This is a genomic window from Lentzea sp. CC55 (assembly GCF_021056325.1).
Taxonomy (GTDB): domain Bacteria; phylum Actinomycetota; class Actinomycetes; order Mycobacteriales; family Pseudonocardiaceae; genus Lentzea; species Lentzea jiangxiensis.
Genome location: NZ_JAJCXE010000019.1, coordinates 401,234 through 427,481 on the forward strand (window position 1 = coordinate 401,234; position 26,248 = coordinate 427,481).

The 26,248-nt window shown below is 70.3% G+C and carries 26 protein-coding genes; 10 read left to right on the forward strand and 16 right to left on the reverse strand.

Features of this window, described 5'->3' with window-relative positions:
* Positions 1 to 21 precede the first annotated feature (21 nt).
* Positions 22 to 1,347 (reverse strand): O-antigen ligase, encoded by a 1,326-nt coding sequence (locus L6E10_RS13575; protein ID WP_236219866.1) that lies wholly within the window; start codon positions 1,345 to 1,347, stop codon positions 22 to 24.
* On the reverse strand, positions 1,329 to 2,183 hold the full coding sequence (locus tag L6E10_RS13580) for a hypothetical protein (protein ID WP_236219867.1): 855 nt from the start codon (positions 2,181 to 2,183) through the stop codon (positions 1,329 to 1,331). Before L6E10_RS13580 ends, L6E10_RS13575 begins: the two co-directional genes overlap by 19 nt.
* Positions 2,184 to 2,320: 137 nt before the next feature.
* Between L6E10_RS13580 and L6E10_RS13585 the strand changes: the two genes are divergently transcribed.
* Positions 2,321 to 3,286, forward strand: coding sequence for a hypothetical protein (locus L6E10_RS13585; protein WP_236219868.1), 966 nt, complete (start codon positions 2,321 to 2,323; stop codon positions 3,284 to 3,286).
* Here the strand turns inward: L6E10_RS13585 and L6E10_RS13590 are convergent.
* The 3 genes from L6E10_RS13590 to L6E10_RS13600 are packed head-to-tail and all read right to left on the reverse strand — an operon-like array spanning position 3,279 to position 6,939.
* Entirely contained in the window at positions 3,279 to 4,472 is a 1,194-nt protein-coding gene (locus L6E10_RS13590; RefSeq protein ID WP_236219869.1) for a glycosyltransferase family 1 protein, read from the reverse strand. The genes L6E10_RS13585 and L6E10_RS13590 overlap by 8 nt on opposite strands.
* A complete protein-coding gene (locus L6E10_RS13595) occupies positions 4,469 to 5,917 on the reverse strand; it encodes a lipopolysaccharide biosynthesis protein (protein WP_236219870.1) in 1,449 nt (482 codons plus the stop codon). Before L6E10_RS13595 ends, L6E10_RS13590 begins: the two co-directional genes overlap by 4 nt.
* Positions 5,914 to 6,939, reverse strand: a complete 1,026-nt coding sequence (locus tag L6E10_RS13600; RefSeq protein ID WP_236219871.1) for a glycosyltransferase — start codon at positions 6,937 to 6,939, stop codon at positions 5,914 to 5,916. The genes L6E10_RS13595 and L6E10_RS13600 overlap by 4 nt, the downstream gene beginning before the upstream one ends.
* 109 nt (positions 6,940 to 7,048) lie before the next feature.
* On the opposite strand from L6E10_RS13600, the gene L6E10_RS13605 reads away from it, so the two are divergent.
* Entirely contained in the window at positions 7,049 to 7,894 is an 846-nt protein-coding gene (locus L6E10_RS13605) for a glycosyltransferase (RefSeq protein WP_236219872.1), read from the forward strand.
* Here the strand turns inward: L6E10_RS13605 and L6E10_RS13610 are convergent.
* From L6E10_RS13610 to L6E10_RS40780, 3 genes are all read right to left on the reverse strand, one after another.
* Complete coding sequence (locus L6E10_RS13610; protein ID WP_236219873.1) at positions 7,866 to 9,089, reverse strand: MFS transporter; 1,224 nt, start codon at positions 9,087 to 9,089, stop codon at positions 7,866 to 7,868. The two genes, L6E10_RS13605 and L6E10_RS13610, sit on opposite strands and share 29 nt — an antisense overlap.
* 156 nt (positions 9,090 to 9,245) lie before the next feature.
* Positions 9,246 to 11,069, reverse strand: a complete 1,824-nt coding sequence (gene asnB / locus L6E10_RS13615) for an asparagine synthase (glutamine-hydrolyzing) (RefSeq protein WP_236219874.1) — start codon at positions 11,067 to 11,069, stop codon at positions 9,246 to 9,248.
* A 2-nt stretch (positions 11,070 to 11,071) separates the two neighbouring features.
* Positions 11,072 to 13,072 (reverse strand): glycosyltransferase, encoded by a 2,001-nt coding sequence (locus L6E10_RS40780; RefSeq protein ID WP_236219875.1) that lies wholly within the window; start codon positions 13,070 to 13,072, stop codon positions 11,072 to 11,074.
* A gap of 111 nt (positions 13,073 to 13,183) precedes the next feature.
* Between L6E10_RS40780 and L6E10_RS13625 the strand changes: the two genes are divergently transcribed.
* Positions 13,184 to 14,515 (forward strand): glycosyltransferase family 4 protein, encoded by a 1,332-nt coding sequence (locus L6E10_RS13625; protein WP_236219876.1) that lies wholly within the window; start codon positions 13,184 to 13,186, stop codon positions 14,513 to 14,515.
* Positions 14,515 to 15,819: a UDP-glucose/GDP-mannose dehydrogenase family protein gene (locus tag L6E10_RS13630; RefSeq protein WP_236219877.1), complete on the forward strand. Its 1,305-nt coding sequence runs from the start codon at positions 14,515 to 14,517 to the stop codon at positions 15,817 to 15,819. The genes L6E10_RS13625 and L6E10_RS13630 overlap by 1 nt, the downstream gene beginning before the upstream one ends.
* Positions 15,820 to 15,940: 121 nt before the next feature.
* Here the strand turns inward: L6E10_RS13630 and L6E10_RS13635 are convergent, their stop codons facing one another.
* The gene (locus L6E10_RS13635; RefSeq protein ID WP_236219878.1) at positions 15,941 to 16,669 is read right to left on the reverse strand and encodes a PIG-L deacetylase family protein; all 729 of its coding nucleotides are present in this window, start codon (positions 16,667 to 16,669) and stop codon (positions 15,941 to 15,943) included.
* A 34-nt stretch (positions 16,670 to 16,703) separates the two neighbouring features.
* On the opposite strand from L6E10_RS13635, the gene L6E10_RS13640 reads away from it, so the two are divergent.
* Complete coding sequence (locus tag L6E10_RS13640; RefSeq protein WP_236219879.1) at positions 16,704 to 17,159, forward strand: SLATT domain-containing protein; 456 nt, start codon at positions 16,704 to 16,706, stop codon at positions 17,157 to 17,159.
* Positions 17,160 to 17,323: 164 nt separating this feature from the next.
* Here the strand turns inward: L6E10_RS13640 and L6E10_RS13645 are convergent, their stop codons facing one another.
* Complete coding sequence (locus L6E10_RS13645; RefSeq protein WP_236219880.1) at positions 17,324 to 18,229, reverse strand: hypothetical protein; 906 nt, start codon at positions 18,227 to 18,229, stop codon at positions 17,324 to 17,326.
* Between the two features lie 10 nt (positions 18,230 to 18,239).
* Between L6E10_RS13645 and L6E10_RS13650 the strand changes: the two genes are divergently transcribed.
* On the forward strand, positions 18,240 to 18,470 hold the full coding sequence (locus L6E10_RS13650; protein WP_236219881.1) for a hypothetical protein: 231 nt from the start codon (positions 18,240 to 18,242) through the stop codon (positions 18,468 to 18,470).
* Between the two features lie 230 nt (positions 18,471 to 18,700).
* Here L6E10_RS13650 and L6E10_RS13655 read toward each other — a convergent pair whose 3' ends face one another.
* Entirely contained in the window at positions 18,701 to 19,468 is a 768-nt protein-coding gene (locus tag L6E10_RS13655; protein WP_236219882.1) for an enoyl-CoA hydratase/isomerase family protein, read from the reverse strand.
* 7 nt (positions 19,469 to 19,475) lie between these two features.
* Entirely contained in the window at positions 19,476 to 20,432 is a 957-nt protein-coding gene (locus L6E10_RS13660) for a magnesium transporter CorA family protein (RefSeq protein ID WP_236219883.1), read from the reverse strand.
* 69 nt (positions 20,433 to 20,501) lie between these two features.
* On the opposite strand from L6E10_RS13660, the gene L6E10_RS13665 reads away from it, so the two are divergent.
* The gene (locus L6E10_RS13665) at positions 20,502 to 21,827 is read left to right on the forward strand and encodes a serine/threonine-protein kinase (RefSeq protein WP_236219884.1); all 1,326 of its coding nucleotides are present in this window, start codon (positions 20,502 to 20,504) and stop codon (positions 21,825 to 21,827) included.
* On the opposite strand, the gene L6E10_RS13670 is transcribed toward L6E10_RS13665, so the two are convergent.
* Positions 21,812 to 22,678 (reverse strand): hypothetical protein, encoded by an 867-nt coding sequence (locus tag L6E10_RS13670; RefSeq protein WP_236219885.1) that lies wholly within the window; start codon positions 22,676 to 22,678, stop codon positions 21,812 to 21,814. The genes L6E10_RS13665 and L6E10_RS13670 overlap by 16 nt on opposite strands.
* Complete coding sequence (locus tag L6E10_RS13675; RefSeq protein ID WP_236219886.1) at positions 22,671 to 23,168, reverse strand: RNA polymerase sigma factor; 498 nt, start codon at positions 23,166 to 23,168, stop codon at positions 22,671 to 22,673. The genes L6E10_RS13670 and L6E10_RS13675 overlap by 8 nt, the downstream gene beginning before the upstream one ends.
* A 79-nt stretch (positions 23,169 to 23,247) precedes the next feature.
* Between L6E10_RS13675 and L6E10_RS13680 the strand changes: the two genes are divergently transcribed.
* Together L6E10_RS13680 and L6E10_RS13685 are read left to right on the forward strand one after the other, a co-directional pair.
* On the forward strand, positions 23,248 to 23,742 hold the full coding sequence (locus L6E10_RS13680) for a GNAT family N-acetyltransferase (RefSeq protein WP_236219887.1): 495 nt from the start codon (positions 23,248 to 23,250) through the stop codon (positions 23,740 to 23,742).
* 36 nt (positions 23,743 to 23,778) lie between these two features.
* A complete protein-coding gene (locus L6E10_RS13685) occupies positions 23,779 to 25,074 on the forward strand; it encodes a beta-propeller fold lactonase family protein (protein WP_236219888.1) in 1,296 nt (431 codons plus the stop codon).
* A 21-nt stretch (positions 25,075 to 25,095) separates the two neighbouring features.
* On the opposite strand, the gene L6E10_RS13690 is transcribed toward L6E10_RS13685, so the two are convergent.
* Entirely contained in the window at positions 25,096 to 25,284 is a 189-nt protein-coding gene (locus tag L6E10_RS13690; RefSeq protein WP_236219889.1) for an MbtH family protein, read from the reverse strand.
* A gap of 113 nt (positions 25,285 to 25,397) precedes the next feature.
* Between L6E10_RS13690 and idi the strand changes: the two genes are divergently transcribed.
* Entirely contained in the window at positions 25,398 to 25,973 is a 576-nt protein-coding gene (gene idi, locus L6E10_RS13695; RefSeq protein ID WP_236220118.1) for an isopentenyl-diphosphate Delta-isomerase, read from the forward strand.
* Positions 25,974 to 25,979: 6 nt separating this feature from the next.
* Here idi and L6E10_RS13700 read toward each other — a convergent pair whose 3' ends face one another.
* Positions 25,980 to 26,198 (reverse strand): cold-shock protein, encoded by a 219-nt coding sequence (locus tag L6E10_RS13700; RefSeq protein ID WP_236219890.1) that lies wholly within the window; start codon positions 26,196 to 26,198, stop codon positions 25,980 to 25,982.
* Positions 26,199 to 26,248: the final 50 nt, after the last annotated feature.

Sequence of the window (26,248 nt, forward strand, 5' to 3'; positions counted from 1 at the left end):
CCACCGCCTGGCAGAACCTGCTCAACTGGCTGGACTGACCTCGGCCGCCTTCCTGGCGGCGGCCTCCTGTCCGGCGATGCGCAGCAACGCCCCGGACACGCCGATCAGCATGAACGTCATGCCGGTGGCCACGCTGAACGCCAGCTCGTCGAACGTCGCGGCGCCCAGCGCGGACGTCAGCAGCGAGGCGACGAGGCACATGGCGATCCCGCGCACGTTCTCGTCGCGCGAGAGCGCGCGGGCCCGCAGTGCCGCGAAGATGCCGCCCAGGAACAGCAGCACGAAGCCGACCAGGCCGAGGTAGCCGTTCTCGATCATCGTCAGCAGGTACTGGTTGTCGAGGATCGTGTACTTCGAGGGCAGGAACGTGCCGAACCCGCGGCCGAGCCACGGGTGCTTGGCGATCTCCAGCCAGGCGCCGTCGTAGTCCTTGGTGCGGCCCTGGAACGACGGGTCGTCCTCGATGTTGGAGAACATCGAGGTCACCGTGCCGAACAGGCCGGGGACGACGATCGAGGCGCCGCCGAGGAACACCGCGCCGACGCCGAGCAGGGGCAGGCCGCGTTCGCGGGGGAGCAGGACGGCCATCACGACGCCGGTGATGACCAGGCCGAGGATCGCGGTGCGCGAGAGCGACAGGATCGACATCAGCGCGAGCAGCGACAGGGCGAGCCACCAGCGGCCGACGGGTTCGCCGCGGTCCTTCGCCCGGAACACGAAGTGCGCGGCGAAGGGCACGCCGAGCACGCAGACCAGGCCGAACTCGATCGGGTGGTTCACCGTGCCGGCGGGGCGGAAGAAGATCGACCGCGACTCGAGCGCCGAGTAGCCGTTGTCCTGCACGCGCAGGCCCGGCAGCGAGATGTACGACGCGAGGTCGAGGCCCAGGCCGAACTGGAACAGGCCGACGAACGCGCTCACCGTCAGGCACGCGACCATGACCCGCAGGGCCCGGCTCAGCCTCTCCCCGGTGCGCACCGCGTCGCACACGAAGACCGCGAGCGCCGCCATCGACACGATCCTGATCAGCGCCGAGTCCGACACCGACAGCTCGTCGGCCGGCAGGTAGCGCCGGGTCGCGAGGGCGTACGTCGACAGGTGCAGGACCACGTAGATCGCGAGGACCGTGCGGACGGCGTTGCGGCCCTTGGCCATCGACAGGTGGTCGACGAGGTGCGCGGCGAACCACAGGACCGCGAGGCACATCGCCACGAACAGCGCGGGCGGCAGCGTGATCGGGACGAACGCGATCGTGAACCGGGCCGGGACGACGAGCAGCGCCACCATGTAGAAGATCAGCAGAGTGGCGCCGTCGGCACGTTGGGCGGTCAGTCTTCTTTCGGCCATGCCGGGTCTGCGGGAGGCTTGGGGGCGGCGATGATGACGGTCTTCTGGTGCGCGTTCGGCACGCCCTGCGCCGCGGGGCGCTGCGGCGGGCCGCCTCGGCCGTTGCCCTGGGGCTGCGGCCGGACCGGGGGTGTCGGGGGCGGAGTGGTGTCCTTCTCGGACGGTGGCGCGGCGCCGGACTCCTTGCCGTCCTTGCCCTCCTTGCGCCGCCGGGTCCGCAGCAGGACCGAGTCGGCGGCGAACGTGGAGGCGATCGTCAGCAGCAGCAACACGACCGTGGCCGCGCCGACGTAGCGGACCTTGCCGCCGATCTTGGCCGACGCGGTCGTCGGCTTCACCAGGACCTGCGCGGTGATGAACGTCTGCTCGGGCGCGCTCAACGCCTTCTGCTGCGCCGCCAGTTCGGCGACGGTCTTCTCGAGCACCTTGCCGACGAGGCCCTCGGCGTCCTGCGCCGAGTCGGCCTCGGTCGAGATGAACAGCAGCGGACCGCCGACGGGACCGGTGTTCGCGGTGTACACGGCCGTGGAGTCCTTGCCCGCCAGCTCCTCCGCGGTCTTCGGGTCGCCGAGGATCTGCGTGAGGATCTGCGCGGTGGTCGTGAGGCTGCCGTCGAACTGCAGCAGCGGGTTGACCCGCACCACGTCCTCGGGCTTGGTCTTCTCCGAGTACCGGCCGCCGGCCGCGGGGGAGGTGAGGACCAGCACGCCGCTCGACTCGTACCGCGTGGGCACCGTGACGTAGACGTACAGCGCGAGGATGCCCGTGATCAGCACTGCGGGCAGGGCGATGTACCACCGCCGCCGCAGCACTCGTACGGTTCCCCAGAAGTCCATCAAAGTCCCCGATCCGCGGCTCGGTCTTGCGATCGCACTGCTCGTAGGGTATCGCCCACCAGGAAAATCGGGGTGAGCTGCCAACTGTTACAGGCCGTAGCTGTCGGGCGATGGAGGAAGGGAACCCAGGAGGCAGCATGCGCGCAGGACGACTGACCGTGACCGTCGCGGCCATTCTCGTGGTCATCGGCGGAACAACGGCTTACGTCGTCTCGTCGGCCGGTGAAGCGGACAACCCGGCGGGCACCGAGCAGGTGTCGCGGGCCCAGGCCGGCGACCTGTTGTTCGTCGACCTCGCCGGTGGGCAGAACCGGGTCGAGAAGCTCGCCGGCAGCGGTTCCCGCACCCCGACGGAGCTCGTCTGCCAGCGGTTCTACGCCGCGGCCGGCACCAGCGTGTGCCTCAAGCTCTCCGGTCCCGGCCCGTCCTACACCGCCGAGGTGAGCCGCGGCGGCAAGCCGGTGAAGTCGATCCCGCTGCCCGGCATCCCGAGCCGCGCGAAGGTCTCGCACTCCGGCAACGTGGTGTCGTGGACCAGTTTCGTCACGGGCGACTCTTACTCGGTGCCCGGCGGCTTCTCCACCCGCACCGGTTTCCACGACCTGCGCACGGGCGAGACGGCCGAGTCGCTGGAGCACTTCGCCGCCACTGTGGAGGGTGCCCCGCTCACCGCGAGTGACGTCAACTACTGGGGCCTGACGGTGGCTTCCGACGACAGGACCTTCTACGCCACCCTGGCGAGCGGCGGGTTCACCTGGCTGGTCAAGGGTGATCTCGGCACGAGGTCCGTGACGTCGCTGCGCCGCGATGCCGAGTGCCCCTCGCTGTCCCCGGACGGCACCAAGGTCGCGTACAAGAAGCGCATCGGCCGTCTCGGCCCGTGGGACCTCGCGGTGCTCGACCTGGCCTCCGGCACGGAGAAGCGGCTGCCCGGCACCGCCGGCGTCGACGACCAGACGACGTGGCTGAGCGAGACCGAGGTCGCGTTCGCCGCCGTGCCGAGGGACGCCGAGCTGCCCGCGGTGCACGTCGCCCCCGCCGACGGCTCGCAGCCCGCGCGGGTGCTGGTGCCGGACGCCACCTCGCCGTCCCCGGTCACATAGCGAGCTCGCGGCGGAGCACCTTCTCGAGCTCGTGTCCTGCCGCATCCCAGGAACGTCCCTCCACACTGGACGCGGCCGCACGGGCGACCGCGTCGAAGTCCGGCGTTGTGACCACTTCGGACAAAGCGCGCGCCAGTGAGTGCGGGGTGGGCGTCGCGTACCGGACGTGGTCGTTGTCCAGGACTACGCGGTTGAAGTGCGCGTCGTTCACCACGGGGATGCATCCGGCGGCGAGCATCTCGTGCGGCACGAGTGAGACGTTGGTCATCGACAGCGACAGCCCGGCGAAACAGCGGTTGTAGATGGCGTTGAGGTCGTCGGGCGTGACGAGGCCGTGGTCGACGAACTGGGGCCCGAGCTGCCCGATCTTCTCGCCGTAGACGTGGATCTTCAGGTCGGGGTGCTTCTCGGCGAAGACCTCCAGCGCGAGCACGCCGAGCTCGAACGCCCTGCGCGGTGCCATGCGCCGCGCGTAGAAGACGATGCCGTCGCGCTTCTCGCCGCCGAGCCGGTACCGGTCGGCGTCGCAGCCGAAGTCGAAGTGGTCGGCCGGCATGCCGTGGTCGTCGAGGACCTTGTCCGCGAGGAACCGCCCGGCCGTGAAGCCGTGCATGCCCATCCGGTACGTGTTCTCCGCCAGCGTGTAGAGGCCGCCCTGCGGGTAGAACCACGGTTCGTAGTCCTGCACGAGGTAGAACCTCTTGCCCTTGCACGGGTCGTTGAACGCCGGGTACGCGGTGATCCACGCCGTCGCGAACACCGCGTGCGCGTCCGCCATCCCGTCCGTCACGTCGTGGATCGGACCGCGGAAGAACGGGAACGCGGCGCGGATGCCGGGTTCGAGGTCCGCGACCGTGTTGCCGAACGTGTCGTACAGGTAGAGCTTGCACGTGTGGCCGAGCGACTCCAGGTGCCGGATGAGCCGGAACAGGGTGGTGTGGCCGCCGGAGCCCTTCGACGGGGGAGTGGTGACCCAGTTGACCGTCAGCCTGCCGTCCGCGGGGATCGGCGGGACGACCACGGGCTTGCGCACCTCGACGTCGGCCCTGCGGACGTCCTCCACGCGCACGGGCAGCTCCTCGCCCTCGGCGCCGAGCCGGCGGGTCGCCGCGGTCAGCAGCCGCACGCCGAGCCGCTTCGGCCCCTGCTCGCGGACGATCTTCGTGACCTGCCTCAGACGTCTCACGCGCCGGCCCTCTTCCGCAGCACCGCAATGATTTCGTGTCGCATCGGGAACACCACCAGCGCGTAGGCGAGGCACGACAGCGCACCGCCGGCGAGGATCTGCACCAGCTCGCTGTCGACCACGTTCCGGACCGCGATCACGACCGCGACCATCAGCACGCCGCCGAGGAACGGCCGCAGCAGCCGCGCGCCGAGCGCCCCGGCGCGGACGCCGTAGGACTTGAAGGTGATCAGGTACGCGGGTGTGATGACCAGGACGGCGACCACGACGTGCGCCGCCGCGACCCCGCGGATGCCGTCGAGGTGCGCTCCCAGTGCCAGCAACGGCACTAGCGCGCCCAGCCACACCAGGTGGATGACGAGGATCGCTCGCGACCGCCCGGCGGACGCGAGGAAGTCGTAGCCGAGCTCCAGCGCGACCCGGACCGCGCCGAGCAGCACCAGCAACGCGAGCGCGGCCGCGGCCGGAGCCCAGCGCTCGCCGTAGACGACCCGGATGAGAGGCTCGGCCAGGGCGGCCAGCAGCACGCACGCGGGCACCGTGACGAGCGCCAGGAGGCCCAGTGCGCGCCCGAACGACCGTTGGAACAGGTCCGGGTCCTCGCGGACCTTCGAGAACGCGGCCAGCGAGACGCTGCGGACCGGCGCGGAGAAGGCCGCCACGGGCCAGCTCGCGAGGTTGAAGGCCAGCAGGTAGAAGCCGAGCGGCACGGTGCCGAGCAGCGCGCCGACGACGATGTAGTCGACGTTCATCACGCCGAAGATCAGCAGGCTCGACCCGGCGAGCGGCAGCCCGAACGCCAGCAGCTCCTTCGCCTGGCCGGAGTTCCACCCCGGCCGGAAGCGGTCCTGGGTGAGCCAGAACATGATGACCGCGGCGGAGAGGTTCTGCGCGATCCGCTGCCACGCGAGGCTCCACGCGCCGAAGCCCATGACCGCCAGCACGACCGCGACGGCCGTCCCCACGACGAAGGCGGCCGTGTCGGCGTAGAACTTGTGGTCCTGCCGGAAGTTGCGCTGCATCATCGCGCCGGGCACCGCGGTGGCGCCGGCGATGACGAGCGCGACCGACATGAGCTGGATGACGCCCGTGGCCTCCGGCGCGTCCATGGCGCCCGAGAACCACGGCGCGCCGAGGAAGCAGATCAGCGCCAGCAGTGTGCCGGACGCGAGCGACAGCGTCGTGACGGTCGGCGCCATCTCCTCCACCGGCCCGTTGTGGCGGACCAGGGCGGCGCTCACGCCGAGCTCGGACACGCTCAGCACGATGTTGAGCACGACCAGGGCGACCGCGAAGACGCCGAACTGCTCCGGGGCGATCAGGCGGGCCAGCAGGACGCTGATGCCGACGGCGGCGAGGCGTTGCAGGAGCGAGTTGACCGCGCTCCACCGGATCGCCGAGGAGACCTCGTTCTCCAGCTTGCCGGTGTCCTGTTCGGTCGTCACCACTCGCCCCGCCACTTCCACTTCTGCGTCCCGATCCACAGCTTCGCCCTCTTGCCGGCGTGCGGCGCGAGGAAGAGCTGCGTGCGGTTCAGGAAGCGCGGGCTGAACTTCTTGCGCCGCAGCAGCGCCCGGTACTCCGGCAGCTCCTCGAGCGCCGGGTGGGTCTCGCGCGCGAAGCGGAGCAGTTCCTCCTCGGTGCCGTCGAGCTGGTCGCGGTCGTGCAGCCGCACCGCGCGCCAGAGCGCGTCTGCCGCGATCGCCCTGCGCGCCAGCGTCCCCAGCCGCGCCGGCAGGCCGGGGTTCTGCTCCAGCACGAGGTCGAACACGTCCCGGCGCTGCTCCAGGTCGGCGAACACCGACTTGAACGTCGTGCGCATCATGGAGTTCTCGTGCACGCGGTAGTACGCGCCGGGCTTGCCGCTGACGTAGCCGATGTCCGACACGGCCGCGATGCGCAGCCACATCTCCAGGTCACCCGCGTGGGGGAGGTCGGAGCGGTAGCCGCCGACCTTCTGCTGGACCTTCGTCCGCACCACGACCTCCGGCGAGGAGATCACGTTGCGGCTGCTGCGGAAGCGGTTCTCGATCCACTCCTCGCCGCGCCACACCTTCGACGTGGCCGGGAGCTGCGTCACCTTCGGCAACGCGTTGTGGTCGCTGTAGTACACGACGCGGCCGTAGACCATGCCCACCTCGGGGTTCTGCTCGAAGACCCCGGCCGCGCGCTGCAACGCTCCCGGCGCCAGCAGGTCGTCCGCGGACAGCAGCACCGTGTAGTCGGCGCTCGCCCAGTCCAGCAGCCCCTCGTTGTAGGTGGCGATGTGCCCCTTGTTCACCTCGTGCCGGTATCCCTCGACGCGCTTGTCGGCGGCCATCAGCTCGGCCATCACCCCGGGCGTGTCGTCCGACGACGTGTCGTCGATCACGAGCACGCGCACGTCGACGCCCGGCTGGTCGAGGACGCTGCGGACGCAGGCCGGCAGGAAGCGGGCGTAGTTGTAGCAGGGGATCACGACGTCCACTGTGGGAAGCGTTGGCACAACCTGAGTATCGGTACCGCCGGGCATTCGTTAGCGCCGCAACGTTTCGGGTGCGCCGGGCGATGAAGGGGTGACCGGAGTAAGGGGAGTCATGGCCGACCACGTCATCCTGACGCGCTTCAACCTGCCTTCGAAGGGCGCCGAGAGCTACGTCCGGGCGAAGGAGGGGTGGCTGACCGAGCGCGTCGCCCTGTTCGAGCGCTACTGCCTGCCGTCGGTGCTGGCGCAGACGGACGAACGGACGCGGTGGCTCATCTACTTCGACCCCGAATCACCGCAATGGCTCAAGGACAAGATCGCCTCGCACGGTGACGCGTACACGCCCGTTTACCGCGCGGAGGTCTCGCGGGAGGAGCTGCGGTCGGACATCCGGTCGCTCTTCTCCCGGACGAGCTCCGAGCTCATCACCACGAACCTCGACAACGACGACGGCCTCGCAGTCGACTTCGTCGAACGCCTCCGCGCCGCACCCCGCCCGACGACCACGGCGGCGTACTACCTGGTGAACGGTCTGATCAAGTCGCCGGGCGGCCTCTACCACCGCGTCGACCGGCACAACGCGTTCGTGTCGGTCCGCGAGTCGTGGGACGAGCCGGTGACGTGCTGGGCGCACTGGCACAACCGGATGCACCTGCACTTCCCCGTCGTCGAGCTGGGCGGCGCCCCCGGCTGGCTGCAGGTCGTGCACGGCGGCAACGTCTCGAACCGCACCCGCGGCCGGCTCGTCTCGCCCGCGCCCCACCGCGCCGCCTTCGGCGCGTCGCTGGACGACGTGCCGGAGCCGGGCTCGCTGGCCGTCGCGCAGGACCGGCTCGTCGACCAGCCGATCCGGTTCGTGCGCGACTCCGGGCGCGTGGCCGCGAAGAACGCGGCGATGAAGGTGCTGGGCAAGGGCGGCTTCGAGAAGATCAAGCAGAAGCTGGCTGCTCGCGGTTAGTCCCGTAAGCGATGATCAGCGTCACGGTGAGTGCGACGAGCGCCACCGCGACGCCGACGCCGATGCCGGAGTGCTGCAGAAGTAGTCCAAACGCGACGGACGAGACGAGACGGCCGAGCGCCTGCCCCGTCTGCACGACGGACAGGCCGCTCGCCCGCAGCGACTCCGGCGCCGTCTCGCTCACCTTGGCCGACAGCACCCCGTCCGTGGCGGCGTAGAACAGCCCGTGCAGCAGCAGTGCGGCGATCGCCACGCCCATCCCGCCCTCGGGGATGAACAGCAGCGCGTACACGCCCAGCAGCAACCCGTGCCCGACGAGGAACATCCGCCACCGGCCGAGCCTGTCCGAGAGCTTCCCGAGCGGCGCGGCGGCCGCGAGGAAGACGACCGCCGTGCCGAGCGGGAGCAGGGGCAGGTAGCCCAGCGAGATGCCGGTGGCCTTCTGCACCAGCACGTAGACGAACGCGTCCGAGATCGTCGCGAGGCCCAGCAGGCCGGCGGAGATGGTGGTGCGCCGGAAACTCCGGTCCGTGAGCAGGTTCAGCCCCGCCTTGAACGACGGCCGCGGCCCCTTCGGCTGCTCGGTCCTCGGCTCCCGCACGAACGAGATCAGCACGATCAACCCGATCACCGCGAACGCCGCCGACACGGCGAAGATCGGTCCCGGCACCATCCCGATCTGTGCTAGCAGCAGGAAGGTGATCAGGGGTCCCAGCAGCGCGCCGAACGTGTCCATGCTGCGGTGCACCCCGAACGCCGCACCCAGCCGGTCCTCGGGCGTGGCGAGGGAGATCATCGCGTCCCTGGGGGCGGTCCGGATGCCCTTGCCCGCGCGGTCGGCGGCCATCAGCGCACCGATGCCGAACGCCGACGCTCCGACCAGCGGGAAGAACAGCTTGGTGGCCGCCGACAGCCCGTACCCCGCTGCCGCGACGGCCTTGGGCTTGCGGAACTTGTCCGCGACGCCGCCGCCGACCAGCCGGAGCACCGCCGTGGCACCCGTGTAGATGCCGTCCAGCAGGCCGAACTGCGCGTAGCCCAGCTGGAGCGTGAAGAGCAGGTAGACGGGCAGGAACGCCGTGATCATCTCGGCGGAGACGTCGGTCAGGAAGCTCACCGTGCCGAGGGCGAAGACCGTGCCCGGCAACCGCTTGCGGAAGTCCGCCTTGCCGGGGCGCGAGGAGGCGACGTACATGGGAGACCTACCTGCCCGGGATGTCGGTGGAGCGAGGAGCGCGGTGCGCCGGCGCGCGGCCGGGACGTGGCTCCGCCATCGCGAAGTCCCGGTTGCCCCGCGGGAGCGGAGCGGCGTTCGCGGCCGCCGTTCGTCTCGCGGCCGCCCCCACGCCGCTCACCACGCCAGCGTCTGGTGCCACACCTCGAGCGACAACAGCGTCCAGATGCGCGGCTGCTCGTTGCGGTCACCCGAGTCGTGGTCGTCGAGCAGCGCACGCACCGCCGCCCGGTCGAAGGTCTCGCCCACGAACGACGTGGGCCCGGTCAGCAGGTCGTGGGCCATGTCCCGCAGGCCGTCGCGGAACCACGCGTCGAGCGGCACCTTGAAGCCGGACTTGGGGCGGTCGACGACGTCGGCCGGCAGGTGCCGGCGCGCCACCTCCTTCACGACCCACTTGGTCGTGCCGCCGCGCACCTTGACGTTGCTCGGCAGCGAGAACGCGAGCTCGGCGACGCGGTGGTCGAGGAACGGCGGGCGCAGCTCCAGGGACGCGGCCATCGACATGCGGTCGCCGCGCTCCAGCAGGTTGTCGGCGAGCCAGGTGTGCGAGTCGGCGTAGAGCATGCGCCGCAACGCGTCCCCGCGGCCGTCGACGTAGGGCGCCAGCACCGAACGCGTGGCCGGGCCGCCCAGCAACGCTGCCCGTTCGGACACCGTGAAGGGTGCGAACCAGCCGCGCATGCGTTCGGCGTACGAGGGCTCGGCCAGCGCGCGCAAGGCGATGCCCATGCGCGCCTTCGAAGCCGGCAGCGCCTTCTCCAGGCGCCTCAGGGCGAACGAGGGCGCGGCGCCGGCCAGGCGGGTCGGCAGCGCGAAGCGGTACTTCGGGTAGCCGCCGAACAGCTCGTCGCTGCCCTCGCCGGACAGCACGACCTTGACGTCGCGGCGGGCCAGTTCGGCCAGGCGGAAGACGGCCACGTCGGCCGGTTCGGACAGGGGGGCGTCGCGGTGCCAAGAGAGCTTGGCCCAGCTGTCGCGGAAGTCGTCGGCCGTCACGACCACGTTGTGGTGCACGCTGCCGACGAGGCCTGCGACCTTCTCGGCCCAGTGCAGCTCGTCGACGCGCGGATCGCCGAAGCCCGCGGAGAACGTGTGCAGCTCCGCGTCGCCCCGTTCGCGTGCGACCAGGGCCGTGATCAGCGACGAGTCCACTCCGCCGGAGAGGTACGCGCCGACGGGCACGTCCGCGACCAGCGCGTCGCGCACCGACGCCGTGAGGGCCTCCTCGACCAGGCGGACGGCCTCGGCGGGCGTCACCGAGCGGATCTCGGACTCGCGCGGCAGCTCCCAGTACGCCTCGACGCGCACGTCGCCCGAGGCCGTCACGACCAGGTGGTGGCCCTGCGGCACCTTCCGGACGCCGCGCACGAGCGTGTACGGCGCGGGCACGCTGCGGTGCGCCAGGTAGTCGTGCAGCGACTCGTGGTCGACCTCGGCGGCGCCGATCGCCGGCAGCAGCGCCTTGATCTCCGACGCGAACGCGAACATCGACGAGTCCGCGTAGTAGTAGAGCGGCAGGATGCCGAGCCGGTCGCGGAACAGGTGCGTCTCACCGGTGGCCGCGTCGTGGATCGCGTACGCGAACTGGCCGCGCAGCCGCGAGACACCGGCGGCGCCGTGCTGTTCGTACAGCGCGAGCAGCACCTCGGTGTCGCCGTTCGTGCGGAACGGGTAGCCGAGCTGGGTCCGCAGCTGCCGGTAGTTCAGGATCTCGCCGTTGAACGCGATCTGCGTCGTGCCGGACGCGCCCGCCATCGGCTGCGGCGACCCGGCCAGGTCGATGATCGAGAGCCGGGTGTGCGCGAGGCCGATCGAGCCGTCGGAGAAGAAACCGCTGTCGTCGGGGCCGCGGTGGTGCAGCCGCTTCGCCATCTCGGCGAGCAGCTCGCGGGAGACGGGCGCGCCGTCGAACCGCCTGATGCCTGCGATGCCGCACATGGTCAGCGGCCCTCCGCGATCTGCATGAGCTCACGGGCACGGGAGTCCCAGGAGGCGGTCAGCACGGCCGCGCGGCGCTCGGCGGGGGTCTTGAGGCCGCCGTCCTTGAGCGTCAGGCGGATCCGGTCGATGAAGTCGGCCTCGCCGGACGCGATCCGGATGACGTCGGAGTAGCGCTCGACCTCGGGGAAGTCCGTGGACACCACGGCGAGCCCCAGGGCCAGGTACTCCTTCATCTTGATCGGGTTCGCGTGCTTGATCCAGTCGTTGTCGAGCCACGGCATGAGCGCCACGTCGAAGGCCGAGCCGTAGCCGGGGATCTGCTCGTAGGACCGGAAGTCCAGCCAGTGCACGTTCGGGTACCCGGCGTAGCGCTCCATCGAGCACGTGGCGTCACCGATCAGCACCACGGAGGCCTCGGGGAACTCCTGCGCGACCTTCTCGACCAGGTCGAAGTCGACGAGGTAGTCGTCGAGGCTGCCGAAGAACCCGATGCGCGGTCCCGGGATCGAGGCGATGTCCGCCGGCAGTTCGGCGCGGCGGGTGAAGTGGTCGACGTCCACGCCGTGGTCGAGGAAGTGCGCGCGATTCCCCGTCAGCGCGGATTCCTCCTCCTGCAAGGCGCGCGAGACGTAGAGGACGGTGTCCGAATTGGACAGCAGCTGGTTCTCCAGCGCGGCGATCGTGCCCTGGTCGGCCTCGGGGAACGCCGAGTGCCGGTCGGAGCGGTTGAACACCAGGCCCCTGTGCTTCATCGGCTTCACGACGTCCCACGCCGTGGGGATCGTGGCGACGACCACGGGCGTGCCCATCCGCAGGAAGAAGCACACCGCGCGGACCTGGGCGCGCACCAGCACGGAGTTGAGCTTCCGCAGCCACGGCTTGCCGTAGAACGGCAGGGGAGCGGGCGTCATCACGTAGAAGTTCGGCGTCTCGGGGATCGGCTGCCGCACGAGCATCGCGACGCTCTTGGCCTTGCGGAAGATCCGGCGCAGGAACTGCGTGCTCCTGCCGGGCGACGGCATGCGCAGGCCGATGCTGTTGACCAGCAGCACCTTGCGGTGCTTGGCGACGCGGCGCAGCAGCTGGAAGTCCGAGTGCGCCCGGTTGTGGTACCACCAGTCCTGCGCCGAGAAGCACAGGTAGCTCGGTCCTTCGGACGCGACCTCCTCCGGCCAGCGGCGCATTCCGAAAAGCCCCTTCAACGCGGTGCGGTGCTTCGGCGAACGCGCGCGAAGTCCTTCGTTCACGATCATCGCGAGCCACAGGAAGAACGCGGCGAACCGCCCGTGCAGCTCGCGGTGCAGGCGCACCTTGTTCGCGGTCAGCATCGACCACAGCCGGGCGTTCGTGGACACCTCGCCGCCGATGTGCGTGACCACCGCGCGCGGCTCGAACCAGACACCGCCGGCGCGCAGCATGTACTCGGTTTCCTCCGAATAGAGGAAGTAGCGTTCGTCCAGAAGGCCGTGCTTCTCGATGACCTCGCGCTTGACCAGCCACGCGCAGCCCGTCGCCCAGTCGGCGGCGTGCGCGCCTTGGTAGGCCTTGTCGTCGGTGACCGTCTCGCCCAGGCCGATCGCGCCGGCGCGGCGACCGCCGATCACCGCCTCCGCGAAAGCACCCAGGACGCTCGGCTCGCGACGCAGCGAATGCGACAGCACGCCGTTCTCGTCGACCAGGCGGGGCGCGACGATCGGCTTATCCGCGGCGCGCAGCGATTCCACGGCTCCGGGGTGCAACCGGATGTCGGCGTTGAGCACGAGGACGTCGTGCCCTTCCGCCGCTTTGATCCCGAGGTTCACACCCGCGGCGTAGCCGCCGTTCACCGGGCTGCGCAGGACCTCCACGCCGGGGCGAGTGGCGGCCGCCACAGTGCCGTCGGTGGAAGCGTTGTCGACGACGATCACCCTCACGCCGTCGGGCAGTGAGTCCAGGCACCCCGCGATGACCTGTTCGCTCTGGTAAGTGACGATGACCACCGCGACAGGTGACCGCTCCACGACCGCTCCTCGTTTTTCGGGTCTCTGCGCCTACATCGAGCGTTGTGCAACCTCCGTTACGAGAACCGCGGAAGGTGTAACCGTTTCGCCCTCCGGAACGAGAACCAGAGCGTGACGTCATCGCCGCACGTGTTGATCATCGTGCAGAACCTCCCCGTGCCTCTGGACCGCCGGGTGTGGCTGGAGTGCCGTGCCCTGACGGCCGCCGGGTACGAGGTTTCGGTGATCTGCCCGAAGGGTCCGGGTGATCCCGCCTACCAGCTCCTCGACGGGGTGCACCTCCACAAGTACGCTCCGCCGCCCCAGGCCGAGGGCGCGCTGGGCTACGCGTGGGAGTTCCTGTACTGCTGGGTGCGCACGGCGTTGCTGAGCGTGAAGGTCCGCGCCCGCAGGCGGTTCGACGTCATGCAGGCCTGCAACCCGCCGGACACCTACTGGGCGCTCGCACTGCTCTGGCGGCTCGGTGGCGTGAAGTTCGTCTTCGACCACCACGACCTCAACCCCGAGGTGTTCCTCTCCCGCTTCGGCGAGCCCCGGGGGATCGCGGGCAAGCTGCAGTACCGGATCTTGAAGTGGCTGGAGCGCAGGACGTTCCGCACGGCCGACAGGGTGACGTCGACCAACACCTCGTACCAGAAGATCGCGTGGACGCGCGGCTCCGTGCCGCCCGAGCACACCACCGTCGTGCGCTCCGGTCCCGACACCACCGTGATGCGGCCTGTCGAAGGCGTGGACGAACTGCGACGCGGCGGCAAACACTTGGTGGCGTATCTGGGAATCATGGGACCGCAAGACGGCGTCGACGGCGTCCTCGAGGTCGCGCGGAGGGTGGTCTTCGACCGCGGCCGGACCGACGTCCGGTTCGCGCTGCTGGGCTTCGGCGACTGCCTCGAGGACCTGAAGAAGCAGGCCACGGCCTGGGAGCTCGATCCCTACGTCGAGTTCACCGGACGGGTCGGGCCCGAACAGATCACCCGTTACCTGTCCACGTCGTCGGTCGGACTGGGCCCGGATCCGTTGTCGCCTTTGAACGACGTGTCCACTATGAACAAGACCATGGAGTACATGGCCTACGCGCTGCCGGTCGTCACGTACCGGCTGCAGGAGACCGTGGTGTCCGCCGGCGAGTGCGCCGTGCTGGTCGAGCCGGGTGACGTGGAGGGGTTCACCACGGCGCTGCTCGACCTGCTCGACGACGCGGAACGGCGCGGCCGCCTCGGCTTCGAGGGCCGCCGCCGCTGCGAGGCGGTGCTCGACTGGCGTCCGCAGGCCGAGAACTACGTCGCGGTGTTCGACGGGCTCACCGGCTTCGTCTCGCGCGGCCCGTTCCCCGGCGGCAGGCCCGAGCTCGGCGCCGGAACCGACCGGTGGGGCAACAAGATGATCGACGTGAGCGACGACGCCGTGCTCCGCGCGTTCGCCGTGAACCGAACGGGAGAATGATGTTCGTCAGAAGGATCGCTGTCGTCGGCACCGGCTACGTCGGTCTGACCACGGGCGCCTGCCTCGCGTCGCTCGGGCACCGCGTGGTGTGCGCGGACGTCGACGCGGGCAAGGTCGAGCGCCTCTCGCGCGGCGAGGTCGACATCCTCGAACCACGTCTTGCCGAACTGGTCGCCGAGGGTTTGGCCTCCGGTCGCCTGTCGTTCGTCCTCGGGGCCTCGGCCGCCGTCGCCGACGCCGAGGTCGTCTTCCTCTGCGTGCCCACGCCGATGGGCGTGGGCGGCATCGCGGACCTGCAGGCCGTCGAGTCCGTTGTGGACGAGACGCGCGACCTGCTGCCGTCCGGCTGCGTGATCGTCAACAAGTCCACCGTGCCCGTCGGCACCTCGCTGCGCACCGCGGAGCTGCTGCGCCGCGACGACGTGGCCGTCGTCTCGAACCCCGAGTTCCTGCGCGAGGGCACGGCCGTGCACGACTTCCTGAACCCGGACCGCATCGTCGTCGGCTGCGACCAGCAGGACGCCGCCGAGCGCGTCGCCGCCCTGTACGCCCGCCTCGGCGCGCCGACGGTGCTGACCGACGCCGCCTCCGCCGAGATGGTCAAGTACGCGGCGAACTGCTTCCTCGCGATGAAGCTCTCGTACGTCAACGCGGTCGCGGAGCTGTGCGAGCGGCTCGGTGCCAACATCACCGACGTCACCGAGGGCATGGGCTACGACAAGCGCATCGGCCAGGCCTTCCTCAACCCCGGCCCCGGCTGGGGCGGTTCCTGCCTGCCCAAGGACACGCACGCCATGCTCCAGGTCGCGGACGCCGCCGACTTCGAGTTCCGCCTCCTGCGCGCCACGATCGACACCAACGAGCGCCAGCGGCAGCGGATGGTCGAGAAGGTGCGCCTGGCCGTCACCGGCAAGCGCGGTGGCTCGCTGTCCCACGTCCGCCTCGGCCTGCTGGGCCTCACGTTCAAGGCGGGCACGGACGACCTGCGCGACTCGCCCGCCCTGGCCGTGGCCGCTCTGCTGAAGCAGGCCGGCGCGGAGCTCGTCGGCTACGACCCGGCCCTGACCGGCGGCACCGACCTCGGCGCGGTGTCCGTTGTGGACGATCCGTACCAGGCGGCGAAGGACGTCGACGCCCTCGTCGTGCTGACCGAGTGGCCGGATTTCCGCTCGCTGGACTGGGCGCGGCTGTCCGAGGCCGTGAAGCAGCCCGTCGTCGTCGACACCCGCAACATCCTGGACCCGGACGTCCTCGGCCGCGCGGGCTTCCGGTGCACCTCGCTCGGCCGCCGGGTGTCCGTTTAGGACGGACGCGCGGACAGTTCTGTCCCCGGTAGCGGGGCGTTCGTGCGGTCCGGGTCCGGTGGTGGTCCCGGCTGCCGAACGTCCCGCTGTTCCGCGGTCGCGGACCACCACCTGCGGCTCCTCACCACCGCGGCAGATCCGGCCCGTGGTGCCTGATGCCGGCGAAGAGGTCCGTCTCCGGCAGGGGAGCGTTCGTCGTGTCTATGGCGCGGATGTAGGACTCGGTCGAGGACCGCTGCCGCGCCGTCAGCTTCCCGATGAGCGACTGGCTCTCGTAGCAGTACATCGCCTTGCGCTTGAGCTCCGCCACCGACGACGTGTCGATCGTCGTCGTGGCCTGGCTTTCGTGCGCCTCGAGGTACAGCTTGGCCGGAATGCCCGTTTCCCTGGCCGCGAGGTGCGCCACCCGAGCCGCGTGCACGTGGTCGCGGTGCTGGTGCGGGTTGTGGTGGTCGTGCGTGACGACCACCTGCGGCCGGTAGTGCTCGATGAGCGCGGCGACCCGTCCCGCCGCCGTCTCGACGGGGATGGAGCAGAACGCGCCGGGCGGCACCTCCCCGGTCTCCCCGGAGTCGTGGTACCCCAACAGTTCCAGGTCCGTGACGCCCAGCACGTCGCACGCCGCGAACAGCTGCGTCCTGCGCCTGGCCGCCACCGCCTGCGGGTGGTGGTCGAGATCGCCCGGCTTGATCCCGCCGGGCATGTCACCCAGCTCGCCGCCGGTGCACGTGACGAGGACGACGCGAACGCCCTGCTGGGCGTAAAGGGCGAGGACGCCTCCCGTCGACCGCGACTCGTCGTCGGGGTGGGCGTGGACGGCCAGCAAGGTTCTCGGTCCATCGAACTGCACGCGGGAAAGCTACCCGGAAACTATTGTGCGGCGCGTGACCGACTTGCCGTCCGGCTTGAAGCCGCTGGAACTCGCCAACCACCTTCTTGGACAGATCACCCGCGGGCACGAGTACGCCCGTTCGCGCAAGCACCAGTTCCGGTGGAAGTCGGTAACTGTCCGACTGACCACTTTGGTGCTTTCGGCGGTGTCGACGATCATCCTCGGACTGCAGAACCTGAACCCCTGGACCGGGACGGCGTTCGCGCTCGTCGCGGTGGTGACCGTGGTGTCCGCTTTGGAGCCGTTCTTCGCTTGGCGGTCTTTGTGGGTGTTGATGGAGGACGCGTCCCACCGGTTCCACCGGCTGGAGGACGATCTCACGTACTACGTCGCGTCCACGTCCGCGGAGGAGGTGGACGCCGAGCGGGTTCGGGAGATGTTCGAGCAGTACCAGGCCATTTGGGACTCGCTGAGCTCCCGGTGGTCGAGGTTGCGGGACAACGGGTGAGGCCTGGGGTCGTCGCCTGTGCGGACCGGCTTGCGAGGGCCGTTTTCCCGCCCCGCACGTCCGGAAGGACGCCCCGCCTTCGGCTTTGGTCCGCCGCTCCCCGCGAACGCCACCGCCTCCGTCTCGGGCCGAGGGCCCGGTGGCAGGAAGCGGGCGGCCGGCCGTCAGGGCGTGGCCGCCGGCTTTCCCTTGCCGTCCGGAGCGTTCGGGTCGTGCACGTAGTTCTCCTGCCACACCGCCCACTTGTGGGCGGTGCCGTTCTGGCTCACGTAGGCCGCGCCCCAGCCCGTGCCGGTGAAGCGGTTGTTGATGGACCTCATGTTGCGGCCGTAGCTGTGGCCGAAGCCCGACTCGAGGCCCAGCTGGTAGCCGCCGCCCTCGAGCAGGTTGCCCTCCACGGTGACGTTGTCGATGTCGTTGCCGTAGGTCTGGATGAACAGCGCGCCGGTGTCGTTGCCGGTGGAGCAGTCGATGCGGTTGTTGCGGAACGCCAGGGTGCGGCCCGCGTTCTTGTCCAGCGGGAAGTCTCGGACGGTGGCGCCGTCGTTGTGGGACTCGCCCTCCGAGCGGAGGCCTCGGACGTAGTTGCCTTCGGCCAGGGCGTTCAGGGAGTGGCCGGTGTTGAAGAAGCAGATGCCGGAGCCCATGCCGCTGATGTAGTTGCGTTGCAGGGTGCCGACTCCCAGGAACGCGCACGAGCCCGCGATGGTCTTGGCCGGGAGGGCCGAGCCGTCGATGTTCGAGTCGCGGATGGTGACCGGGCCGCCGGTCACCTGGCACGAGTTGCTGCCGCAGGGGCCGTTCGTGGTGATGAGGGGTGCGGTCTCGCCGAGGCGGGTGGGGCGGATGCAGGACTTCTCGACGGTGATGCCGCCCGCGAAGAGGGTCAGGGCCTGTTCGACCCGCTTGCCGGAGATCACGGTGCCCGCGGGCGGGGCGGCGGGGCCCGTGTAGAGGGGCAGGGAGTCGCATTTCAGGCCGTGCGCGGCCAGGCCGGTGTTGGCCTGGGTGAGCTTCCAGCCCGGGGAGCCCGCCGGCGCGGGGGTGCCGGGGTTCGCGGGGGGCTTCACGGGGCCGTTCGTGGCGGAGGCCACCGAGGAGCTGGGGGCCGCCGAGCTGCTGCTCGGGGCGGGGGAACTGCTGGTCGTGCTGCTCGAGGTGGCGCTGGTGCCGTCCGCGACCGGTGCCGGTGGGGCCGCCCCGGTCGGGGAGCAGGCGGCCAGCGCGACGACACCACCGGTCAGCAGCACGGCCATTCTCGGTTTCACGGCTGGATCCACCTCCACGCGCGTTCACGACGGGGGACCGTGAACGCGCTGATTGTGTCGTCGGCCGTTGCGGAATGTGCGCGGAACTCGTGCGACCGAGTTCGTACCGGGGGCCTTGGAACGGTAGGCACACTGCACGTGCCGACGTGCGGAGTCAAGCTGATCCCGTTGCGCCGCAACATCATCTTCCCGTTCGGCGGGAATCGACCGGGACGTGCGGGCAGGCAGATCACGGTTTCACCACCGCGGTATTCGGTTCTTCGATGTGTGAGGTCAGCGACCCGTGAACGTCGCGCGGCCGGGGCCGTCGGTGAGGAAGCTGTGCACGGCGCGGGGCAGGTCTTCCGTTTCGAACAACCCCGAGGCGATCGTCGTGACGTGCGCGTCGGCCTCCGGGACGCCGCCGTTCTCGAAATGCGCGAGGACCTGTTTGGTCGCGGAATGCGCCTTCGTCGGGCCGACGGCGAGCGCCAGCGCGAACTCTTCGGCGGCCAGCGCGAAGCCCTCGTCCGGGAACACGCGGTTCACGACGTTCCAGCGCTCCAGCTCCGCGGCGCCGTAGAGGTCGCCCGTCATGACGAGCTCCTTCGCCCGAGCCACCCCCGCGCGGGCCGCCAGGCGCTGCGTGCCGCCCATCGTCGGCGTCAGGCCCACGACCTTCTCGACCAGGCCGAACCGCGCCGACTGTGCGGCCACCAGCAGGTCGCACGCCACCGCCAGCTCGAAGGCCCAGGTCAGGCACAGGGCGTGCGCCGCGAAGACGGTCGGGATCGGCAGCACGGCGAGGCGCCGGGGGAGCAGCAGCATGCGGTCGAACAGCTGCTGCGCCTCCTCGCGGTACTCCTGCGCGGCGAACAGCGACACGTCGACACCGCCCGACACGACCTTGCCCGTGGCGTTGACCAGCAACGCCCGTGCGTCGCCCAGCTCGTCCAGGGCCTCGTGGAACTCCGCGTCGAGGTCGAGGGCGTAGAGGTTGAGCGGCGGCGCGTCGATCGTGATCACGGCGAGCTCGTCGCGGCGGGTCAGGTGGATCTTCAAAACTGGCTCACAACCAATCGCGGCGCTTGAACATCACGTACAGGAAGTAGGAGAGGCCGAAGATACCCAGCGTGGCGACCAGGAAGCCCCACCTCTGCTCAAAGCCGGGATACGGGACGTTCATGCCGTAGTACCCGGAGATCGCGGTCGGCACCGCGATGATCGCGGCCCAGCTCGTCACCTTCTTCATGATCGAGTTCAGCCGGTTGCCCTGCACGGCGACCTCGGCCTCGCGCAGGTTCGTGACCAGCTCGCGCATCGACTCGGTCATCTCGGCGATGACCAGCGTGTGGTCCTTGACGTCGAGGTAGTACGGCATCATCACGTCGTCGACGAGCTCGTGGTCGCGGTGCAGCAGCGAGCCCAGCACCTCGCGCATCGGCAGCGCGACACGCCGCAGCTGGACCAGAGCGCGCCTGAGCCGCAGCGCCTCGCGGCCCACGTCCGGCTTCTCGTCGTAGATCCGGTCCTCGAGGTCCTCGATCGCGTCGTCGAGCTGCTGCGCGACGGCGTAGTGGCCGTCCACCAGGTCGTCGAGCAGGCCGTGCAGCAGGAACCCGATGCCCGCGCCCGCCAGCGTCGGCGCGGCGTCCCAGCGGCGCTGCACGCCCGCGAGGTCGTAGTCCTCGCTCTCGCGCACCGTCACCAGCGCGTTCCGGGTCACGAAGATGTCGACCTCGCACGTCTTGAGCTCGTGCTCCTCGTACCGGACCGCGTAGACGGAGAGGAAGAGGTGGGTGGGGTAGCGGTCGACCTTCGGGCGCTGCCGCTCGGAGAACGCGTCCTCGATGGCGAGCTCGTGCAACCCCAGCTCGTCGCGCAGCAGAGCCGTCTGGGCCTCCGACGGGGCGCACAGGTCGAACCACACGACGGCGGACGGGTCCCCGAGGTGGTCCGAGACCTCCTCGAACGGGAAGTTCGAGTCGACGAGTTCGCCGTTGCGGTACAACCTTGTCCGACCCATGGGTGATTAGCGTACGTAGATCTACTCAGATGTGAGGTTTCGGCCCGAGTTCCCGCTACCCTCGATCCGGTGAAGGTGGACCAGCCACAGCGCATCGGCGACTACCTGCTCCTGGGCAGGCTCGGCCGTGGTGCCATGGGAACGGTCTACCTGGGACAAGGCAGCGACGGGCGGCAGGTCGCCGTCAAGGTCGCCCGTGCAGAGCTGGCCGACGACCCGCGCTTCCGCGAGCGGTTCCGCCGCGAGGTGCAGATGGCCCGCGCGGTCGGCAGTGCCGGCACGGCGGCGGTCGTGGACGCCGACACGCGCGCGCCGCGGCCGTGGATGGCCACGGAGTACGTGCCCGGCCCGACGCTGCAGGAGGCGATCGAACGCCACGGCCCGCTGCCCGAGCACCACCTGAGACGACTCGCCGAGGGACTGGCCGAGGCGCTCACCGCCATCCACCGCGCGGGCCTCGTCCACCGCGACCTCAAGCCGTCGAACGTCCTGCTGGGCGCGGACGGGCCGCGTGTCATCGACTTCGGCATCTCGCGCGCGATGGAGCACACGGCGCTGACGGAGACCGGCATGGTCTTCGGCACGCCGGGCTTCCTCTCGCCCGAGCAGATCACCGGCCAGGAGGTCGCGTCCCCGAGCGACGTCTTCGCGCTGGGCGCGGTGCTGGTCTACGCCGCGACGGGCAGGGGCCCGTTCGGCGAGGGGCCGACGGCGACGCTGCTCTACAAGGCCGCGCACGGCGAGCCGGACATCGACGGCGTGCCCAAGGCGCTGCGCCCGCTGGTGCAGAAGTGCATGCACCGCGACCCGGCCAAGCGCCCGGAGCCCGCCGAGGTCACCCGGATGCTCGCCCAGGTCGCCACGCCCAAGCCGCCGACCACGAAGATGCCCGCGCCGATGACGCCCGCGGCGGCGACGTTCTCGACCTCGCGGTTCGTGCCGATGGCGTGGGGCGGGCTGAACCTCGCCGTGGCCCTGCTCGCCGCCGCGATCGCCGATCCGGCGGCCCAGGCCAACGGCGCCACACAGCTGCTCGCGCTGGCCGCGTTCTGCGTGCTCATCGTGCGCGCGGCGCGGTACTTCAGCGCCGCCGCCCGCCGCAAGGTCGTCATCGAGATCAGCCGTGAGGGCATCGCGACGACGCGCAACGGCAAGTTCCACCAGTACTGGTGGTACGAGCTCGCCCGCGTGCGCGTGGTGCCGCACAAGAAAAGGCCGTGGGTCGTCGTCTGGTTGAAGGACCCGGCGCCACGCCGCTTCTTCGGCGCGCACCACGGCGGTGTGCGCGTGTTCCCGGTTGCCCACGAGCGGACCAGGAGGCGGCGCGAGCGCGACGTCGCCGAGCTGCGCGCCGCCCTGGCCTGGTACCTGCCCCGCTCCTACGACGGCCGCTGATCGGTCCACTCGGAGGTGACGGTGGTCGACTGGAGCACGGTGCCCGCCGGAAGCGCCCTGCCCGCGATGACCTGGCGTTCCTCGTACCCGGTCACCTCGCCCGTCCGCGGGTCGAGGGTGAACGACGCCTTGCTGCCGTCCGCGGTCACCAGGCCGTTGTCGTAGCGGACACCGGGAATCGCGGCGAGCTGGCGGTACAGCACCGCCTTGCGCTCGTTCGTGGTGAACGGCGAGAGCAACGCCGACGACCCGGAACCGATCGTCTCCGCGGGGTTCTGGCTCAACGGGTTCAGCAGGCTCGTCTCGTGGCACGGCGTCGTCGGGCAGACCGTGCCCCACATCGACGGCCCCGTGTAGATCTTGCTGAAGTCGTACTCGGCGGCCATCGCGATGCCGGGCACCGGGCGCGTGCGGCCGGTGGGCCTGCGGTGGGTCCGCACGTGCTGGCCCTTGGCGGTCGGCAGCCAGACCTCGACGACGAACTCCGACTGCAGTGCGGTCGTCGTGCCGTTGCCGGTGATCGAGAACGTCTCCCACGTCTCGTACCTGATGTGCCTGTACTTGCCGCGCGGCTGCGACCGTTCCAGCAACGTCGCGGCCTCGGCGAGGTTCGTGGCGGGCGCGGTCGGCATCTCGGCGACGTCCGGGGCGGACCGGTCCGGACGCAGGAACACCACGAGGCCGGTGATCAGCACGACCGCCACGACCGCCGCCGCGACGCCCGCCCAGTTGCGGGAGCGGGGCCGCGGCTTCTCGGCGAAGAGCTGCTCGCGCAGGCGGGCCAGGCGCACGTCGTCGCTGCCCCGCACCGGGTACAGCTCCGCGAGGTCGTCGTCCAGCAGGTCACGCATGGCGGAGCTCCAGTTCCTTCAGCTTGGTGCGCAGCCGGTGCAGACGGGACCGGGCGGTGGCCGGGTTCATCGCGAGGGCCTGCGCGGCCTCCTGCACGGTCAGGCCGGCGAGCGACACGAGCAGCAGCAGGTCGCGGTCCGAGGTCTGCATCCTGCTCAGCTCGCCGGCGATCAGCCTCAGGTGCGACCGGGCGTCGATGCGGGTCACCACCGTGTGCTCCAGCGACTCGGCGACGCCGAGGTCGACGCCGTAGCGCTCGGCGGTGCGCAGCAGGCGGGTCTCGCGCTTGGCGTGGCCGCGCAACAGGTTCGTGGCGATGCCGTAGAGCCAGCCGACGACGCTGCCCTTCTCCGGGTCGTAGCTCTCCTTGCCGCGCATGGCGGCGAGGAAGGTCTCGCTGACGAGGTCGTCAGCCACGTCGACACCGACCCGCCGCGCCAGATATCGGTGCAGCGGGTGGGCGTGCTCGTCGAACAGCTCCGCGAACATCACGCCCCCAGTTGGCTTCTCGCGGTGTCGGTGTTGCAGTGACCTGAATCACAGTGGACGGGTTTCCGATGATGGTCCCATGACCACCTGGACCGTGACGGCCGCCGATGCCGCGCGTTCGCCGCTCAACCGCGAGTACAACGCCGAGATGATCAGCCGCTACTGGGGCCGGCCGGCGGACGACGCCGAGATCGACGCCTACGAACGCGACGAGCAGGACCACGACGTGCCGGTGTTCCTCGTGGCGTCCGGCGACGGCGAGGACGTCGGGTGCCTGGGCATGCGGTTCCTGACCGGCGACGTCGGTGAGCTGACGCGGATGTTCGTGCGCGAGCCGTTCCGCGGCAAGGGTGTCGCGTCGGCGTTGCTCGCGGCAATGGAGACCGAAGCCCTGCAGCGCGGCATCACCGTGTTGCGCCTCGACACCCGCAAGGACCTCGTGGAAGCGCGCACCCTCTACGCGAAGCACGGTTTTGTCGAGATCGAGCGCTACAACGACGCCGAGTACGCCGATCACTGGTTCGAGAAGGCGCTGAAGAGGCTAACGCCCGCTCCGCCGGTCGCGATGTCCTGAGAAGGTCGGGATGACGTGCGCCAGGAGGCATTGAACATGCGGTTGCGCCCACTGGTGACGGCTGCGGCCGTCACCGCGGCACTGGTGGTGGTGACCCCGGCCGAGGCGGCCCCCGCCGGCCGGGTTCTGGGTTACGTCGCCAACAACGGCGGCGGGGTGTCGGTCATCGACACGGCCACCAACGCGGTGTCCGAGACGATCGCGGACAGCGGCGGCAACTCGCCGTACATGGCAGCGGTCGCTTTCGACGGCACCCGCGGCTACGTGACGAACTCCGTGCAGAACACGTTGACGGTCATCGACACGCCGACCAACACGGTCGACAGGGCCGTCCCCGTCGGGTCCCACCCGGCGGGCGTCGCGGTGGCGCCCGGTGGTGGCTTCGCCTACGTCACCAACTACCTCGACGGCACGGTCTCCGTGGTCGACACGGCCACCCTGGCGGTCACCGCGACCGTCGCGGTCGGGTCGAACGCGGACGGCGTCGTCGTCACGAAGGACGGTTCCGCCGTCTACGTCACGCACGACGTCCCCGGACCGGGCAAGGTCTCGGTCATCGACACCACGTCCAACTCCGTCGCCGCCACGATCCCGGTCGGCAACGCGGCGACCGCCATCGCCGCCTCGCCGGACGGCACGCGGATGTACGTGGTGAACAAGGGATCGGACAGCGTCTCCGCCATCGACGTGGCCACGCGCACCGTCGCCGGCACCGCCGCCGTCGGCTTCACGCCGCACGGCATCGCGTTGACGCCGGACGGAACCCGCGCGTACGTGACGAACAGCGAGTTCGACACGGTCTCCGTCGTGGACCTCACGACGATGACCGAACTGCGGAAGGTCGTCGTCGGCGACCGCCCGATCAGCGTGGCCCTCACGCCGGACGGTGCGTCCGCCTACGTCACGAACTTCAACAGCAACACGGTGTCGATCATCGACACGGCGTCCGACACGGTCACCGGCACCGTCGCCGTGGGTCAGCGCCCGGTGGGCATCGCGATCAACTTCGTGCCGCCCGCCACGTCGAAGCTCGTGTCCGGCACCGCCGCGCTGCAGTTGCGGCTCCTCGGTTTCACGGTCCGCGGTCTCAACGCGACGCTGACCGAGAAGCACACCGGGGCGCCGATCGCCGGTCAGCAGGTCGTCTTCCGCACGGTGAAGGGCAACCCGCTCTGCACCGCGACGACCGGCTCGTCCGGCAAGGCCACCTGCGACGCCCAGGCGTCGCTGCTGATCGGCCTGTCGACGCTGCTGCAAGGCTTCACGGCGTCGTACGCGGGCAGCAACGAGCACGGCGCTGTCTCGTCGCACGGGTACATCAGGTTGCTCTGACAGTAGTGGGGCTGCTTGTCATCAGGCGGCCATCGGCAGGTCGGCACGGAGCGCGTCCAGGTAGTCCGCACAGGACTGCTTGGACGCGACTCCGTGGACGACCTGCCAGCCTGCCGGCACCTGCAGCACCGCGGGCCAGATCGAGTACTGGCCCGCCGGGCTGACCAGCACCAGGAACATGGTGTGAGCCTGAGCGAACGGGGAAGTCATGACCTCAGGGTGACCTGCGCCACCCGGAGGCCTGCTATCCCCGCGCTGGAGCGTTCACCCCGGCGCTCGTTTCCCGATCTTGGTCCGGGTGTGATTACGTGGTGCGCGTGACTGTGGAACAGGTAGTGCTCCTGGCCGAGGACGGCTCCGCCATCGGCGTCGAGGACAAAGCAGTGGTGCACCACGCGGACACGCCGCTGCACCTGGCGTTTTCCAGCTACGTGTTCGACTCCGCCGGCAACACGCTGCTCACGCGCCGCGCGTTGCACAAGAAGACGTTCCCCGGTCTGTGGACGAACACCTGCTGCGGCCACCCGCTGCCCGAGGAGGACATGGCGCAGGCCGTGCTCCGCCGCCTGCGCGACGAGCTGGGCCTGCGGTGCTCCGCCCCCGAACTGCTGCTCCCGGCCTTCCGCTACCGCGCGGTCATGGACGGCGTCGTCGAGAACGAGATGTGCCCGGTGTTCCGCGTGCTCTGCGACGACGACGCGGTGCCGAACCCGGACGAGGTCGACTCGGTGGAACGGGTGCCGTGGACCGAGTTCGCCGCCTCCGTGCTGGACGGCACGCGGGAGATCTCCCCGTGGTCCCGGTTGCAGGTCGCCGAGCTCGTCGAGCTCGGGCCCGATCCGCTGGCGTGGCCCGTGGCGGACCGCGCGGGGCTGCCCGCGGCCGTGCGGCTGGGGTGAGCCGGGTCAGAGCTCGCGGACGCGCGTCACGCGGAACCGGAAGCCGTCCTGCCGGGCCTCCTCGTAGTGGAACTCGACCCGGTCACCCGCCCGCAGCACGCGGAAGCCGTCCGCCTCGATCGCGCTGAAGTGCACCCACGCGTCGCAGCCGTCCGGCAGCTCCGGTGAGGCGATCGCTCCCCAGCCGTCCTCGGGCGAGAAGAACCTGACGGTGCCGAGCGCCATGACGGCATGGTCGCGGACGCACCCCCGCGGCGGCAACCGGAACGGCCGTG

Excerpts from the sequence above, each read along its gene's own strand:
- L6E10_RS13575 (WP_236219866.1), bottom strand. The coding sequence starts at position 1,347 with ATGGCCGAAAGAAGACTGACCGCCCAACGTGCCGACGGCGCCACTCTG.
- L6E10_RS13580 (WP_236219867.1), bottom strand. The coding sequence starts at position 2,183 with ATGGACTTCTGGGGAACCGTACGAGTGCTGCGGCGGCGGTGGTACATC.
- L6E10_RS13585 (WP_236219868.1), top strand. The coding sequence starts at position 2,321 with ATGCGCGCAGGACGACTGACCGTGACCGTCGCGGCCATTCTCGTGGTC.
- L6E10_RS13605 (WP_236219872.1), top strand. The coding sequence starts at position 7,049 with ATGGCCGACCACGTCATCCTGACGCGCTTCAACCTGCCTTCGAAGGGC.
- L6E10_RS13610 (WP_236219873.1), bottom strand. The coding sequence starts at position 9,089 with ATGTACGTCGCCTCCTCGCGCCCCGGCAAGGCGGACTTCCGCAAGCGG.
- asnB (WP_236219874.1), bottom strand. The coding sequence starts at position 11,069 with ATGTGCGGCATCGCAGGCATCAGGCGGTTCGACGGCGCGCCCGTCTCC.
- L6E10_RS13630 (WP_236219877.1), top strand. The coding sequence starts at position 14,515 with ATGTTCGTCAGAAGGATCGCTGTCGTCGGCACCGGCTACGTCGGTCTG.
- L6E10_RS13660 (WP_236219883.1), bottom strand. The coding sequence starts at position 20,432 with ATGGGTCGGACAAGGTTGTACCGCAACGGCGAACTCGTCGACTCGAAC.
- L6E10_RS13670 (WP_236219885.1), bottom strand. The coding sequence starts at position 22,678 with ATGCGTGACCTGCTGGACGACGACCTCGCGGAGCTGTACCCGGTGCGG.
- L6E10_RS13675 (WP_236219886.1), bottom strand. The coding sequence starts at position 23,168 with ATGTTCGCGGAGCTGTTCGACGAGCACGCCCACCCGCTGCACCGATAT.
- L6E10_RS13680 (WP_236219887.1), top strand. The coding sequence starts at position 23,248 with ATGACCACCTGGACCGTGACGGCCGCCGATGCCGCGCGTTCGCCGCTC.
- L6E10_RS13685 (WP_236219888.1), top strand. The coding sequence starts at position 23,779 with ATGCGGTTGCGCCCACTGGTGACGGCTGCGGCCGTCACCGCGGCACTG.
- L6E10_RS13690 (WP_236219889.1), bottom strand. The coding sequence starts at position 25,284 with ATGACTTCCCCGTTCGCTCAGGCTCACACCATGTTCCTGGTGCTGGTC.
- L6E10_RS13700 (WP_236219890.1), bottom strand. The coding sequence starts at position 26,198 with ATGGCGCTCGGCACCGTCAGGTTCTTCTCGCCCGAGGACGGCTGGGGA.